Below are 13,506 nucleotides of genomic sequence, written 5' to 3'. Positions count from 1 at the left end.
AAGACGCTATGAATTCCCGACAACAAATTATTCTGCAAATGGTCATTGACCAGGGCCGCGTCAGCGTGGCTGAGCTGGCGAAAATAACCGGCGTTTCTGAAGTCACCATCCGTCAGGATCTCAACACCCTGGAGAAGCAAAGTTATCTGCGTCGTACCCATGGCTACGCCGTGCCGCTGGAAAGCGACGACGTGGAAACCCGCATGATGAGTAACTTCACCCTCAAGCGGGAACTGGCCGCCTTTGCCGCGTCGCTGGTGTCTCCCGGCGAAACGGTATTTATCGAAAACGGCAGCAGCAATGCCCTGCTGGCCCGCGCGCTGGCCGATGAGAAAGACATCACTATTATTACCGTCAGCGCCTACATCGCCCATCTGTTAAAAGAGACAGCCTGCGAAGTGATCCTGCTGGGGGGCATTTATCAGAAGAAAAGTGAAAGCATGGTCGGCCCGCTGACGCGCCAGTATGTGCAGCAGGTGCATTTCAGCAAGGCGTTTATTGGCATTGACGGCTGGCAGCCGGAAACAGGCTTTACCGGACGGGATATGATGCGGGCCGATGTAGTCAATGCGGTGCTGGAAAAAAGCTGCGAAGCCCTTGTGCTGACGGACAGCTCAAAATTCGGCGCGGTACATCCCTATACTTTAGGGCCAATGGGACGATTTAACCGGGTAATTACCGATGAAAAACTGGATGCAGCGCAGCAGGCGCAATTAACGCAATCCGGACTGATTGTCGATATTGTAAAAAAAGCTTCCGCACAATAACTCGCCAGCGCCCGCCATGCGCGGGCTAACCTTTCATCTCTGAGACTTTTCTGACCTGCCAATTAAGACTATTTACCTGTCTCGTTTAGCGGCAGGAAGTAAAATTATGTTGAACGATATAACAGGACGTAACTATCACTCACGTGATCTAAAGTAACACCTGCGCAACATAATTTACGGAAATGAACTTAAGTTTGCTGAACAGGCACTATACTCATAGAGAAATTCTTTCCGTGGATACCTATTTCAGGAGATTAGTATGATGATGTTATCTGGTAAAAAAATGGCTACAGCGGTACTGGCGGTAACGCTGGCAATGTCTCTGAGTGCTTGTTCTAACTGGTCTAAACGCGACCGTAATACCGCGATTGGCGCAGGCGCAGGCGCACTGGGTGGCGCAGTATTAACTGACGGTAGCACGCTCGGCACATTAGGTGGCGCGGCAGTCGGTGGTATTGTGGGTCACCAGGTCGGTAAATAATCGTACAGGTGTCGCCTGGTACAGAATATATACTGGCGTTATTGCGAAAATACGCAGTGAATTAAAAGGCCACGGTATTTGCCGTGGCCTTATCTTATTTATCCGCTTAACCGCCAGCCAGTTTTACCTTCATACCTTTGGCTTCCAGTAATGATTTAATCAGGTCGCGTTTATCGCCCTGAATTTCAATTACGCCATCCTTCACTGAACCACCACAACCGCATTTCTTTTTCAGCTCCGCGGCCAGGCGGGCAATTTCCTCGTCACTGGCATCAATACCAGTAATCAGACAGACGCCCTTCCCTTTACGGCCGCTGGTCTGACGCTGGATACGGACAATACCGTCACCTTTCGGGCGCTCGACCACCGGTTTGGGTTCATCGATACGTCCGCTGTCGGTGGAATAGACCAGCCGACTGTTTGCATCCTTCATTTAAGCCTCCACACGTAATGAAGCATTAATCGCCTTCAGCGTCTGCGCCGGATCGGCAGATTGTGTCACCGGACGGCCAATGACCATGTAATCCACACCAGCAGCCTGCGCCTGTTCCGGCGTCATAATGCGGCGCTGGTCGCCAGCTTCACTGCCCTGTGGACGAATACCCGGCGTGACCAGTTTGAAGGCCTGCCCCAGTTCGCTTTTAAAGCGTACGGCTTCCTGTGCAGAACAGACGACGCCGTCAAGACCACAGTTTTGCGTCAGACGCGCCAGGCGTTCGGCATGTTCCGCCGGAGTGCTGGTGATCCCCAAATCATGCAGATCGCTCGCTTCCATGCTGGTCAGGACCGTCACAGCAATCAGCAGCGGCGCATCTTTACCGAAAGGCATCAACGCTTCACGGGCCGCGCTCATCATTCGCGCCCCGCCGGAGGCATGAACGTTCACCATCCACACGCCCAGCTCTGCGGCGGCGGCTACCGCATGTGCCGTGGTATTGGGAATATCATGGAATTTGAGATCCAGGAAGACGTCAAAACCGCGCTGTTGCAGGTCGCGTACAAATTGCGGGCCAAACAGCGTGAACATTTCTTTCCCGACTTTCAGGCGGCAATCTGACGGAGAAATACGGTCGACAAAAGCCAGCGCCTGATGGCGATCGGCGTAATCAAGGGCAACAACCACAGGGGAATGCGTTACAGCAGCAAAAGAGGATGTAGCAGTAGACGTCATGATCAGACCTTCCTGATGATGGGCACCCGCGCAGGCGCAATGAGAATAAACGGCGTGCATTCTACCTGCGCGCCGTTGAAAAGGACAGAATGCATTTTTTTGCTACCAGGCGATAAGGGCACGATGCCGCCGTAACTGTGTGTGCAAATAATAAGTATGTTGTAACTAAAGTGCGGGCTTTTTTTATATTACTGACCATCAAGGCCACGAATGGGCTTGACGGTGGACCATGCGCGGCAGGACGGACAATGCCAGTACATGGTGAAAGCGGTAAAGCCGCATTTGTGGCAGCGATAGCGTGGCTTACTGCGGATCTGCTCGCCCACCATGTCACGCAACGCCATCAGGCTCTCTTTCGCGCGCCCTTCTTCGGCTTCCTGCAAATGGTAATCCATCAGTTTGTGGAAGACGCGCATGGTGGGCTGACGCTGGAGTTGACGCGTCACCAGCATTTGCGCCGTATCCTGCCCTTCGCGTTGCTCGACAATATCCGCCAGCATCAGATCGGCTACCGCGCCGGTGTTCTCTTCCACACAGCGCTGAAGAAATTCCGCCCACTCCTCGGTTTTACCGGTATGCAGATAGCAGGTTTGCAGCATCTCCAGCGTTTCGCTGACCAGTTCTTTATCCTGATCCACCACACGCAGCAGACTTTCGATAGCTTTTTCGTACTCCCCTTTCGCCATCAGCACGCGGCCCATCATGATGGAAACGCGCGGGCTGTTGCGATCGGCAGCGGCTCCCTTTTTAAGCAGCGCCATGGCACGATCCAGATCGTCGTTGCCCATCTGTTGTAACGCCAGCTCACAGTAGAAGTGGGCGATTTCGACACGCTGTTTATCTTTACCCAGCTTGACCAGACGTTCGGCCACATCAATGGCTTTCTGCCAGTCGCTGGTCGCCTGGTAAATTTGCAGCAGTTGTTGCAGCGCGCCGATACGGAAGTCGGTTTCGTCAACCAGCTGATTGAACATGTCTTCAGCGCGATCGTATAGACCCGCCGCCATGTAATCGCGGCCCAGCTGTTGTACGGCCAGCAGACGCTGATCGTAAGACAGCGAGGCGCTTTCCATCAGCGTCTGGTGAATGCGGATTGCGCGGTCAACCTCGCCACGCGAGCGGAAGAGGTTTCCGAGGGTGAGATGGGCCTCAACGGTGCCGGTATCCTCTTTTAACATATCGAGGAACAGGTCAACCGCTTTGTCCTGTTGATTACTAAGCAGAAAGTTAACACCCGCCACGTAATCACGCGAGAGTCGGTTTGCCTCATCCTGCTTTGTTTGTTGCGCGCTTCTGCGCCCCATATACCAGCCATACGCGGCCGCTACGGGCAACAGCAGAAACAACAACTCAAGCATATAATGTTATTCCTTGACGGACGGCGTGCCGGTCGTTACGGGAACGTCGTTTGCGGGGGCAAGCTGATGTTCAAGTCGTTTAATTTTACGTTCCGCGCGTACCAGCGAAACACGCACACGCAGCCAGAACAGTCCGCATACCAGCCAGCCAATCACAAAGCCTGCGGCAAACAGACACGCCAGCAGCGTTGAAATACGGAATTCACCCTGCGCCAGCAAATAATTGAATGTGACGAGCTGATCGTTCTGTGCACCCAGCGTGACCGAAATGACAAAAATCGCTAACACCAGTAAGAAAATGAGTAAATATTTCACATTACGTCCCGTTATGTGGATTGGAGCGAATAAATTCTGTTCAACTGACTGCATCCAGCCTTATAACCTACCATTTTCGCGACCTGGACGAAATGGAAAAGCGAGTGACCTGATGGATTTGCGGGCGAAATTCGCTATTTCAACCCCGGATGCGCGTTAACCCATCAGGCCCGTCGATAATATTATTCGTCGTCGCGGTCGGCGATCTCTTTCTTCTCTTCGACCGGCGGCGTTAATGGCCCGCAGATACGCTGCGCCAGCATGGTGGCGAAGGTGACAAGCAGTCCGGAAATCAGCGTGGCGACCACCAGATCGCGTGGCCAGTGCATTCCCAACAGCATGCGGCTGCCCATCACCGCCGTCGCCCACACCAGCAGCACGGCAATAGTGATAGTGCGTCGCCGTGGCCACAGCAAACCTACGCCCAGCAACGCCCAGCTGGCGGCAAACATGGTATGCCCTGACGGGAAAGCGAAACCGGTCTCTTTTTGCCAGTGTTTGCGCAAGAACGCCGGAATGTTCTCTTCACCGCTCAGCTGCTCTTTTACCAGATGCCCGCGATCCTTACGTTTTAAAGTGTAGAACTCATCAACCGGAATATGGTGTGTTTTTTCAAGCCAGATGACAAAAGGCCGCGGCTCCTGCACCCGATCCTTCACCCAGGACTTCACGCCCTGCCCGATTAGGATAGCGGCGGCGAGGATCACAAAAAGCATCAGCGCGGCTTTCAGACGAAATCGCAGACACCATAAAAACCAGCCGCAGAGCAGCACATGGGTAATGATCCCCCAGGGCTGCGTCACCGTTTCGGTTACCCAGTACAGCGCCTTCAGCCACGCGCTGTTGTTACCTGGCGTCCACTGCCAGCCGGATCTCCATACTATCAGCGGCATAATCAGTAATATCCCCACCCCCGCCATGGTGCGCTTTACAATAGACAGCATGTTCTCTCCTTTATGTGCCAGGCCGCTTAATAGTAACTGAAAAACAACATCACCGGCAGGAGTGACGGATTTGTGCGCTTAATCTTTACAGCCCGTTGACGCAATTAGAGAAGTTGGCCGCCTTGTGGCAAAATAACCCCAGAATGAAAGCCTGAGGGCGACAAGGCACGTCAGGTGCCAGAATAAATCCGGAGAATCACATGCAGCTTAAACGTGTGGCAGAAGCCAAACTGCCAACCCCATGGGGCGATTTCCTGATGGTGGGTTTTGAAGAACTGGCCACCGGGCAGGACCATGTTGCGCTGGTCTATGGCGACATTTCAGGCCAGACGCCGGTGCTTGCCCGCGTCCATTCAGAGTGTCTGACCGGCGATGCCCTGTTCAGTCTGCGCTGCGACTGCGGTTTCCAGCTGGAAGCGGCGCTGTCCCACATTGCCGAAGAAGGCCGCGGCATCCTGCTCTATCATCGTCAGGAAGGCCGTAATATTGGGCTGCTGAATAAAATCCGCGCGTATGCGTTACAGGATCAGGGTTACGACACTGTAGAAGCAAACCACCAGCTCGGCTTTGCCGCCGATGAGCGTGATTTCACTTTATGCGCGGACATGTTCAAACTACTGGGCGTGGACGAAGTGCGTTTGCTGACTAACAACCCGCGCAAGGTGGAGATCCTCACCGAAGCAGGCATTAATATTGTTGAACGCGTACCGCTGATCGTCGGACGCAACCCGAAAAACGCGCATTACCTTGATACCAAGGCCGCGAAAATGGGGCATTTGCTGGATTAATAAAAAAAGCCCGGCGGTATGTCCCGCCGGGCTAGCGTGAAGGGTTATCAGTGCAGCATGTTGCGGATCACGTAATGCAGGATCCCGCCGTGCTGGTAGTAAGTCAGCTCGGTTGCCGTATCAATACGGCAGCGACAGGAAATCACTTCCTGCGAGCCGTCGGCGCGGGTCAGGCGTACCGGTACCGTCGCACCAGGTTTAAGTCCGGTCAGATCTTCCACATCCAGCCGCTCTTCCCCGCTCAGCCCCAGCGTTTTACGGGTCACGCCCTGCGGGAACTCCAGCGGCAAAATGCCCATGCCGATCAGGTTAGAACGGTGGATACGCTCGAAAGATTCAGCGATCACCACGCGGATCCCTAACAGACGCGGGCCTTTCGCCGCCCAGTCACGGCTGGAGCCGGAACCGTATTCTTTACCGGCAATCACCGCCAGCGGCGTGCCCTCCTGCTGATAACGCATCGCGGCATCATAAATGGAGATCACTTCACTGCCCGGCAGATGGCGCGTCATGCCCCCTTCCACACCGGGCACCATTTCGTTGCGGATGCGGATGTTGGCGAAGGTGCCGCGCATCATCACCTCGTGGTTACCGCGTCGTGAACCGTAGGAGTTAAAATCGCGGCGCTCCACGCCATGGTTTTGCAGATAGCGTCCCGCCGGGCTGTCGGCTTTAATGCTGCCCGCCGGTGAGATATGGTCAGTGGTCACAGAATCGCCGAGCATCGCCAGAATGCGCGCGCCCTGAATATCCTCTACCGGCTTCGGCTGGGCTTCCATCTCCTCAAAGAATGGCGAGGAGCGGATGTAGGTGGAGTCAAACTGCCAGCCGTAGGTATCGGAGGCTTCCACTTTGATGGACTTCCACTCGTCAGTCCCTTCAAACACTTCCGCATACTCCTTGCGGAACATGTCAGTGGACACCTGCTCTACCGCACGGGCGATCTCCTGTCCGCTCGGCCAGATATCTTTCAGATACACCGGATCGCCTTTGCGATCGTGGCCCAGCGGATCGGTTGCCAGGTTGATGTTCATATTGCCGGCCAGCGCATAGGCCACCACCAGCGGCGGCGAGGCCAGCCAGTTGGTTTTCACCAGCGGATGAATACGACCTTCAAAGTTACGGTTGCCGGAAAGCACGGCCCCGACGGTCAGATCGCCTTTTTTAATCGCCTGCTCGATGGGATCCGGCAACGGGCCGGAGTTACCGATACAGGTGGTGCAACCATAGCCCACCAGGTTAAAGCCCAGCTCATCGAGATACGGCGTCAGACGCGCCTGCGCCAGATAATCCGATACCACTTTCGAACCAGGCGCCAGCGAGGCTTTTACCCACGGCTGACGCTTCAGCCCGAGGGTGACGGCTTTTTTCGCCAGCAGACCGGCCGCCATCAGCACGCTCGGGTTCGAGGTGTTGGTACATGAGGTAATGGCTGCGATGACCACCGCGCCATCTGGCAGCTGATACTGATGACCGTTCAGAACATAATCCACCGGCTGACGATCTTTCTGGGCGGTATTGAGCTCCAGCTCGGTGCTGGCCGCAAAGGCTTTTGGCACATCGCCCAGCGCCACGCGATCCTGCGGACGTTTTGGTCCGGCAAGGCTGGCTTCGACGCTACTCATGTCCAGTTCCAGGGTACTGGTAAAGACAGGTTCATCACCCGGCTGACGCCACATGCCCTGCGCTTTGGCATAGGCTTCCACCAGCGCTACCTGATCGTCGCTACGGCCGCTAAGACGCATGTACTCCAGCGTCACGTCATCAATCGGGAAGAAGCCGCATGTCGCGCCATATTCCGGCGCCATATTGGCGATAGTGGCCCGGTCCGCCAGCGGCAGGGAGTCGAGACCGTCGCCATAAAATTCCACAAACTTACCCACTACGCCGTGTTTACGTAGCATTTGCGTCACGGTAAGCACGAGGTCAGTGGCGGTGATGCCTTCGCTCAGTTTACCGGTGAGCTTAAAGCCCACCACATCCGGGATCAGCATGGATACCGGCTGTCCAAGCATGGCGGCTTCCGCTTCGATACCGCCCACGCCCCAGCCAAGCACGCCCAGCCCGTTGATCATGGTGGTGTGGGAGTCGGTGCCGACCAGGGTATCCGGATAAGCGACCCACTCTTTATCCTGCAGCTCGCTCCAGACGGCTTTACCCAGGTATTCCAGGTTGACCTGATGGCAGATGCCGGTGCCAGGCGGCACAACGCTGAACCGGCTGAAGGCCTGCTGGCCCCAGCGCAGAAACACATAGCGTTCGTGGTTACGCTCCATTTCCAGACGGACGTTTTCTTCAAAGGCGTCGTCATCGCCGAAATGGTCAACGGTGACAGAGTGGTCGATAACCAGATCAACAGGGGAAAGCGGGTTAACTTTAGTGGTATCGCCACCAAGGCGCTTCACGGCTTCACGCATGGCGGCGAGATCAACAACAGCGGGAACGCCGGTAAAATCCTGCATCAGCACGCGGGCGGGACGATAAGCGATTTCACGATCGGCGTGGGCGGATTTCAGCCAGCCTGCGAGGGCATGAATATCCTCCTCAGTGACGGACTCACCATCCTGCCAGCGCAGCAGGTTTTCCAGTAACACTTTTAACGACTTGGGCAAACGGGAAATATCCCCAAGTTCCTTTGCGGCCAGGGGCAGGCTGTAGTAGTGGTAGGTTTTGTTTTCAGCCTGCAATGTGTCCTTACTGGCTTCGCGTAGGGTCGACGACATAAGCTCCTCCTTAATACAGGGATTGCAATTCCCTGATTATCATCAGGGTCTGTATTAAAGATAACACAAACATGCTGTAACGTTTTGATAACAACTCAAATTGATAAAAGAGGTAAAACCATTGAAGGGATAAAAACAAAAAACCCCGCTTAAGCGAGGTTTTTATGCGGTTAGTGAGCCATCATCCAGACCAGTTGTCCCCAAAACATAACCGAGACGGTGAATGCGCCCATCCATGACCAGTATTTGAGATTATTTATCATTTATACACCCTACGAATTAATCAAGCGCCACACCGGGTTGTTACCCGTTTCTATATTGCTGAGGTGTATTTATTAAGAAGTACAAAAGACCACTGGGCGTCAGGCTAATTTCGCGCCCACGCTGTTGGTTAAATTATTGTTTTTTTGGTTCGTCTTCTGCGAACGTTTCAATAAAGGCGCGCTGCTGCGGGGTGAGTTCCCATTCGTCAGGAATACGCACCTCGGCGTCCTTTTTGGCGCTCAGAGGCTTGTCATGTAACTGACATACTGGCTTCACTGTGCCGAACTGCCCCGTAAACACCATTCTCAACCCCAAAATTTCCACACCAGCAAGGCTACAACCACCCAGAACAGGGCTGAGCCAAGAAACACCGCCAGCCAGGCTTTGCGTTTCAGCGCGTGATCCCTTTGCGATTCGTCGCTTCCTGATGGCATTGCTAACCTCACACAATCGACATCACTTATCATTTTGACACCTAACAATAGGTATAAGTAATCACTAGATGAGACAAATCCTAAAATAAGTTTAGGAAAAAAGCCAGCGAATTTACCAATGATTTCCAGTTAAATATTCAATCTTTTGACCGGAAATAAATAATTGAAGAATAAAATTTGCGGACCCGTAAATTACTTTCTACTTTTGTCGCGAAAACACGACACAATTGCGGTTAAGTTGTGACAGGAATCACTCGGGGAAATGTGCGTTAAGGCAGATGATGATAATTCTGATTTAGGTTTAGGGCGATAAAAAGGTATCTTCCCGGGCGGGAAGATACCGCAGGAAATTATTTTTCTGGCAGCTTAATGTCCTGGAACATGGCTTCAATATCATCATTTGAACGTAATGCCACGGCGGTATCCACCACGTCACGGGTTAAATGTGGCGCGAAGCGCTGAATAAAATCATACATATAACTGCGCAGGAAGGTGCTGCGACGAAAACCGATTTTCGTGGTGCTGTGGCTGAACACATCCTGTGCGTCCAGTTTTACCAGATCCGGATCCGATACCGGATCAACCGCCATGCTGGCGATCACCCCTACCCCAAGACCCAGGCGCACATAAGTTTTGATCACGTCAGCGTCCGTGGCGGTAAAGACGATACGCGGCGTCAGCCCGGCGCGGTTAAAGGCGGTGTCCAGCTCTGAACGGCCGGTAAAGCCAAAGGTATAAGTAACCAGCGGGTACTGCGCCAGCTCCTCAATGCTCACCGACTGTTTGCCCGCCAGCGGATGATCGGGCGTGACGACAATCGAACGATTCCAGTGGTAGCACGGCAGCATGACCAGATCGTCATACAGGTGCAGCGCTTCGGTGGCGATGGCGAAATCAGCATTGCCTTTGGAGACGGCTTCCGCAATCTGCGTCGGCGAGCCCTGGTGCATATGCAGCGAAACACGTGGGTAGCGCTCAATAAAGCCCTTGATTACGCCGGGCAGCGCATAACGCGCCTGGGTATGGGTGGTCGCGACGTAGAGCGAGCCTTTATCCGGCCAGGTATGCTCTCCCGCCACCGATTTAATGGCGTCAACCTTGGAGAGCACTTCACGGGCGATGCGTATGATCTCCTCGCCGGCGGGCGTGACCTGGGTAAGATGCTTGCCGCTGCGGGCGAAAATCTGGATCCCCAGCTCATCTTCCAGCATACGAACCTGTTTGCTGATGCCGGGTTGTGAGGTGTATAGCCCCTCGGCGGTAGAGGAGACATTAAGGTTGTGATTCACCACCTCAACGATATAACGAAGCTGCTGTAGTTTCATGACGGACCATCCGGTTGAGCGCTGACGAGCAATCGTTTAAGACGATTTAATAATAAGAAATGACTTAACTATAACCACTATATCATTAATGCCCGGTCTGTATAGACAGGAACGCAAAATTATAAGCAACAAAAAAGGGCCGGATATCCGGCCCTTGCAGGGAGCAGACAGGCTTAATTACTTCTTACCTTCCACCCATTTCCCGTCGATGAAGAAAGCAGACCAGCCGGTCGCTTTACCCTCTTTCTCGGCGGAAACATACTGCTGCTTAGTCTTACGGCTAAAGCGAACGACCGTCTTGTTGCCTTCGGGATCCGCGACAGGCGCGTCGGCCAGATAACGCAGTTTTTCCGGCAGACGATCGCGGAAGCGATGCAGCTCTTCCACCAGCGGTGCGCGGGTTTCACGGGATTTCGGGAAGGTGTTCGCCGCCAGGAATACCCCTGCCGCACCATCGCGCAGTACAAAATAGGCGTCTGATTTTTCACATGGCAGCTCAGGCAGCGGCACCGGATCTTCTTTCGGTGGCGCGACTTCGCCGTTACGCAGGATCTTACGCGTGTTTTTGCATTCGTCGTTGGTGCAGGCCATGTACTTGCCGAAACGCCCCATTTTCAGGTGCATTTCAGAACCACACTTCTCACACTCCACGATCGGGCCGTCATAGCCTTTGATGCGGAATTCGCCCTCTTCGATTTCATAGCCGTCGCAGGTCGGGTTGTTACCACAGACGTGCAGCTTACGCTTGGGATCGATCAGATAGCTGTCCATAGCGGTGCCGCATTTCACGCAGCGGCGCTTAGCACGCAGGGCGTTAGTTTCGGCGTCATCGCCTTCCAGCACGTTAAGAACTTCGTTTTCCGGCACCAGGTTAATGGTGGTTTTGCAGCGTTCTTTCGGCGGCAGCGCATAGCCGGAACAGCCGAGGAACACGCCGGTGCTGGCGGTGCGGATACCCATTTTGCGACCGCAGGTCGGACAGTCGATACTGGTCAGCACCATCTGATTCGGACGCATGCCGCCTTCTTCCGGATCCTTTTCCGCTTTTTCAAGCTGGCCGGTGAAGTCGGTAAAGAAGTTGTCCAGCACGCCTTTCCATTCCGCTTCATGGTTGGCAACCTGGTCAAGGCTGTTTTCCATTTGCGCGGTGAAATCGTAGTTCATCAGCTCGCGGAAATTCTCTTCCAGACGGTCAGTGACGATTTCGCCCATTTTCTCGGCATAGAAGCGGCGGTTTTCTACACGCACGTAGCCGCGATCCTGAATGGTCGAGATGATAGAAGCATAGGTCGACGGACGGCCGATACCGCGTTTTTCCAGCTCTTTCACCAGGGATGCTTCGCTGAAACGCGCAGGCGGCTTGGTAAAGTGCTGCGCCGGGAGCAGTTCCACAAGGGATACCACGTCGCCTTTGTTCACCGCTGGCAGCGTGCGATCTTCATCGCCCTTACGCAGCTGCGGCATCACCTTCGTCCAGCCATCGAAACGCAGCGTACGGCCACGCGCCTTCAGGCGGAACTCGCCCGCTTCCACGATCAGTGTGGTGGAATCGTACTGCGCTGGCGTCATCTGACAGGCGACAAACTGACGCCAGATCAGCTGATACAGCTTCTGCGCGTCCGCTTCCATATCCTTCAGGGACTCTGCCAGCACCGCCACGTCGGAAGGACGGATGGCTTCGTGCGCTTCCTGGGAGTTTTCTTTGCTGGCGTACTGATTAGCGCTTTCCGGCAGGTATTTTTTGCCGAAATTATCGCTGATGTAGCCACGCACCATGCTGACGGCGTCCTGACTCAGGTTGGTGGAGTCGGTACGCATATAGGTAATGTGGCCCGCTTCGTACAGACGCTGCGCCATCATCATGGTTTTCTTCACGCCAAAGCCAAGGCGCGTACTGGCCGCCTGCTGAAGCGTGGAGGTAATAAAGGGCGCGCCAGGCTTGCTGCTGGTGGGCTTATCTTCCCGATCCGTAACGGTGTAGCGCGCTTTTTCCAGCAGGCTTACCGCCGCCATAGTCTGCTCGCGATTAACCGGACGGAAAGGCTTGTCCTGCTGATGCGTCACCTGCAACGGCAGCGCATCGCCGGAAGGCGTGGTAACGCTGGCGTCGATTTCCCAGAACTCTTCCGGGACAAAGGCTTTGATTTCGCGCTCACGCTCGACCACCAGACGCACCGCCACGGACTGAACGCGTCCGGCAGACAGGCCGCGGGCGATCTTTTTCCATAGCAGCGGCGACACCATGTAACCCACCACGCGATCCACAAAGCGGCGCGCTTGTTGAGCGTTTACACGGTCGATATTCAGTTCACCCGGCTTTTCAAACGCCTGCTGGATAGCGTTTTTGGTGATTTCGTTAAACACCACGCGGCTGTAGCGCGAGTCATCGCCCCCGATCACTTCCCGCAGGTGCCAGGCAATGGCTTCCCCTTCGCGGTCAAGGTCGGTTGCGAGATAGATATGGTCCGCTTTTTCAGCGATGGCTTTCAGTTCGGCAACGACTTTTTCTTTGCCCGGAAGCACTTCATAGCGTGCATCCCATTCGTTCCATGGGTCAACGCCCATGCGGTTGACCAGCGCGCCACGTTCATCCTTTTTAGGCTTTTTGGCCGTTTTGGTGGTGGCGGAGTCGGCGCTCTTTTTGGGTGCTGAGCCACTGGTCGGCAGATCGCGGATATGACCGACGCTGGATTTCACCACGTAGTCATTACCCAGATACTTATTGATCGTTTTGGCTTTTGCCGGGGACTCAACGATGACGAGTGCTTTACCCATATTCACCTTTACCTAATTTGATTCTTCCAGGAATACGTCGCACGTTGATTCACTCTCCACCGCGACATCCGATGATGTGGCGGCGATATCCGTGGTTATCAACCCCTCTTTAAAACCGGGCGCGTGAAGTGTGGTGCCCAGGTGACTGAGTTCACAGGTGT

14 protein-coding genes are annotated in these 13,506 nt (G+C 54.4%); 3 read left to right on the top strand and 11 right to left on the bottom strand.

Annotation, left to right across the window (positions count from 1 at the left end; all coding sequences use genetic code 11):
- Positions 1-8: 8 nt before the first annotated feature.
- Both yciT and osmB read left to right on the top strand, forming a co-directional pair.
- Complete coding sequence (gene yciT / locus ACQUTD_RS13465) at positions 9-767, top strand: DNA-binding transcriptional regulator YciT (RefSeq protein WP_473275975.1); 759 nt, start codon at positions 9-11, stop codon at positions 765-767.
- 262 nt (positions 768-1,029) lie between these two features.
- Positions 1,030-1,248, top strand: a complete 219-nt coding sequence (osmB, locus tag ACQUTD_RS13460; protein ID WP_072569457.1) for an osmotically-inducible lipoprotein OsmB — start codon at positions 1,030-1,032, stop codon at positions 1,246-1,248.
- 106 nt (positions 1,249-1,354) lie between these two features.
- Here osmB and yciH read toward each other — a convergent pair whose 3' ends face one another.
- The 5 genes from yciH to pgpB all read right to left on the bottom strand — a co-directional run bounded on the left by yciH (position 1,355) and on the right by pgpB (position 5,036).
- Complete coding sequence (gene yciH / locus ACQUTD_RS13455; RefSeq protein WP_072568610.1) at positions 1,355-1,681, bottom strand: stress response translation initiation inhibitor YciH; 327 nt, start codon at positions 1,679-1,681, stop codon at positions 1,355-1,357.
- Positions 1,682-2,419 carry an orotidine-5'-phosphate decarboxylase gene (pyrF, locus tag ACQUTD_RS13450; protein WP_318363655.1) on the bottom strand — a complete coding sequence of 246 codons (738 nt, stop codon included), beginning with the start codon at positions 2,417-2,419 and terminating at the stop codon, positions 1,682-1,684.
- A 188-nt stretch (positions 2,420-2,607) separates the two neighbouring features.
- The gene (gene lapB, locus ACQUTD_RS13445) at positions 2,608-3,777 is read right to left on the bottom strand and encodes a lipopolysaccharide assembly protein LapB (RefSeq protein WP_473275979.1); all 1,170 of its coding nucleotides are present in this window, start codon (positions 3,775-3,777) and stop codon (positions 2,608-2,610) included.
- A 6-nt stretch (positions 3,778-3,783) separates the two neighbouring features.
- Entirely contained in the window at positions 3,784-4,092 is a 309-nt protein-coding gene (locus ACQUTD_RS13440; RefSeq protein ID WP_072568613.1) for a LapA family protein, read from the bottom strand.
- A 182-nt stretch (positions 4,093-4,274) separates the two neighbouring features.
- Positions 4,275-5,036, bottom strand: coding sequence for a phosphatidylglycerophosphatase B (gene pgpB / locus ACQUTD_RS13435; protein ID WP_473275982.1), 762 nt, complete (start codon positions 5,034-5,036; stop codon positions 4,275-4,277).
- Between the two features lie 200 nt (positions 5,037-5,236).
- Here pgpB and ribA point away from each other — a divergent pair, with 200 nt between their 5' ends.
- A complete protein-coding gene (gene ribA / locus ACQUTD_RS13430) occupies positions 5,237-5,824 on the top strand; it encodes a GTP cyclohydrolase II (protein ID WP_072568615.1) in 588 nt (195 codons plus the stop codon).
- A 47-nt stretch (positions 5,825-5,871) separates the two neighbouring features.
- Here ribA and acnA read toward each other — a convergent pair whose 3' ends face one another.
- The 6 genes from acnA to topA form a co-directional block, all read right to left on the bottom strand.
- On the bottom strand, positions 5,872-8,547 hold the full coding sequence (gene acnA, locus ACQUTD_RS13425) for an aconitate hydratase AcnA (protein ID WP_072568616.1): 2,676 nt from the start codon (positions 8,545-8,547) through the stop codon (positions 5,872-5,874).
- A 170-nt stretch (positions 8,548-8,717) separates the two neighbouring features.
- Positions 8,718-8,810, bottom strand: a complete 93-nt coding sequence (gene ymiC / locus ACQUTD_RS13420) for a small membrane protein YmiC (RefSeq protein WP_234007187.1) — start codon at positions 8,808-8,810, stop codon at positions 8,718-8,720.
- Between the two features lie 133 nt (positions 8,811-8,943).
- On the bottom strand, positions 8,944-9,120 hold the full coding sequence (locus ACQUTD_RS13415) for a hypothetical protein (RefSeq protein WP_473385679.1): 177 nt from the start codon (positions 9,118-9,120) through the stop codon (positions 8,944-8,946).
- Positions 9,117-9,257, bottom strand: coding sequence for a YmiA family putative membrane protein (locus ACQUTD_RS13410; protein ID WP_234007231.1), 141 nt, complete (start codon positions 9,255-9,257; stop codon positions 9,117-9,119). Before ACQUTD_RS13410 ends, ACQUTD_RS13415 begins: the two co-directional genes overlap by 4 nt.
- Before the next feature lie 338 nt (positions 9,258-9,595).
- The gene (gene cysB / locus ACQUTD_RS13405; protein ID WP_072568618.1) at positions 9,596-10,570 is read right to left on the bottom strand and encodes an HTH-type transcriptional regulator CysB; all 975 of its coding nucleotides are present in this window, start codon (positions 10,568-10,570) and stop codon (positions 9,596-9,598) included.
- Positions 10,571-10,747: 177 nt separating this feature from the next.
- The gene (gene topA, locus ACQUTD_RS13400; RefSeq protein WP_473275989.1) at positions 10,748-13,345 is read right to left on the bottom strand and encodes a type I DNA topoisomerase; all 2,598 of its coding nucleotides are present in this window, start codon (positions 13,343-13,345) and stop codon (positions 10,748-10,750) included.
- Positions 13,346-13,506: the final 161 nt, after the last annotated feature.

The sequence above is a fragment of the Enterobacter sp. K510 genome, from assembly GCF_055804875.1.
This window is presented reverse-complemented; position numbering and strand designations above follow the sequence as displayed.

Bases quoted from the DNA above. Each gene is read 5' to 3' on its own strand.
- pyrF (WP_318363655.1), bottom strand. From the start codon at position 2,419: ATGACGTCTACTGCTACATCCTCTTTTGCTGCTGTAACGCATTCCCCT.
- osmB (WP_072569457.1), top strand. From the start codon at position 1,030: ATGATGTTATCTGGTAAAAAAATGGCTACAGCGGTACTGGCGGTAACG.
- topA (WP_473275989.1), bottom strand. From the start codon at position 13,345: ATGGGTAAAGCACTCGTCATCGTTGAGTCCCCGGCAAAAGCCAAAACG.
- yciH (WP_072568610.1), bottom strand. From the start codon at position 1,681: ATGAAGGATGCAAACAGTCGGCTGGTCTATTCCACCGACAGCGGACGT.
- ymiC (WP_234007187.1), bottom strand. From the start codon at position 8,810: ATGATAAATAATCTCAAATACTGGTCATGGATGGGCGCATTCACCGTC.
- acnA (WP_072568616.1), bottom strand. From the start codon at position 8,547: ATGTCGTCGACCCTACGCGAAGCCAGTAAGGACACATTGCAGGCTGAA.
- cysB (WP_072568618.1), bottom strand. From the start codon at position 10,570: ATGAAACTACAGCAGCTTCGTTATATCGTTGAGGTGGTGAATCACAAC.
- pgpB (WP_473275982.1), bottom strand. From the start codon at position 5,036: ATGCTGTCTATTGTAAAGCGCACCATGGCGGGGGTGGGGATATTACTG.
- ribA (WP_072568615.1), top strand. From the start codon at position 5,237: ATGCAGCTTAAACGTGTGGCAGAAGCCAAACTGCCAACCCCATGGGGC.
- yciT (WP_473275975.1), top strand. From the start codon at position 9: ATGAATTCCCGACAACAAATTATTCTGCAAATGGTCATTGACCAGGGC.
- lapB (WP_473275979.1), bottom strand. From the start codon at position 3,777: ATGCTTGAGTTGTTGTTTCTGCTGTTGCCCGTAGCGGCCGCGTATGGC.